This is a genomic window from Vibrio sp. 1069 (assembly GCF_033340555.1).
Genome location: NZ_JAWOWP010000212.1, coordinates 1 through 848, shown reverse-complemented (window position 1 = coordinate 848; position 848 = coordinate 1). Strand labels below are relative to the sequence as shown.

Genomic DNA, 848 nt, shown 5'->3' with positions numbered 1-848 from the left:
CATTTTAGCCACATGCTCTTGGCGATCGAGGCTGCAAGGTACGATCAAGGCATCGCGTTTGCCAATGACTTCATGTTGAATGAGCGAGATAAAGCACAAGACTTGGTTTACATTCCATCTCATGGTTTAGAAACCGGCGACAGTTTTTATTTTGTGCACAAGAAGAACCGAGCAAAGCAGGCCGAGATCGTCAAACTGACCAACCGGTTAAAGCAGCAGTGTCTGTAATTAAGATTAAATATTCTTAATTAAGAAGGAAAATAGAAAAGTTGTGTCTAAATATTTCATGTTTTATTGAGTTTTTATTCACTAACATCTCGCTCGGTTTAACGCCAAGCGAGATGGATAACGCGACATGCTTAAGGAAGGGCGATACACAAACTCAATAATAAAACAGGCAGTGAAATACAATGTTAAAGAAAACATGGCTAACAGCAGCCCTTCTAGCAACTTGTTCTATGGCAAACGCCGCTCCTTACATTGGTGCATCGATCGGTAAAGCAACGTTTGATGATATCAGTGGTTCAATCAAATCAAATACCTACAACGCAAGCGAGAAACTTGAAGTTAAAGACAACGAAAGTCTGTCTGGCAAAGTTTTTGGTGGTTACACATTCAACGAGTACATCTCTCTTGAAGGTGCGATCGGTGGTTACGACGCTCTAGACGGCTCCGTCGTTACCGTTGGTGACATGAAGTTTTTGGCTATCCAACCTAAATTAACGCTGCCAATTGGTGACCGTTTCAATCTTTTCGCGAAAGCGGGCCTTTCTTACTTCAACGCGGAATTTAAAGTAAGCAATTCTGTGCTAACTGGTGACGAAGGCCACACGACGTTTTCTGAAACG

Annotated in this window: 1 protein-coding gene and 1 pseudogene; both read left to right on the top strand. The window is 42.2% G+C overall.

Annotated elements, in window-relative coordinates; all coding sequences use genetic code 11:
- A pseudogene (locus tag R7040_RS25520) lies at positions 1-228 on the top strand (LysR family transcriptional regulator); the annotation flags it as partial.
- 182 nt (positions 229-410) lie between these two features.
- Positions 411-848: outer membrane beta-barrel protein (locus R7040_RS25515; protein WP_318097433.1), on the top strand; the 438-nt coding region annotated here is incomplete at its 3' end.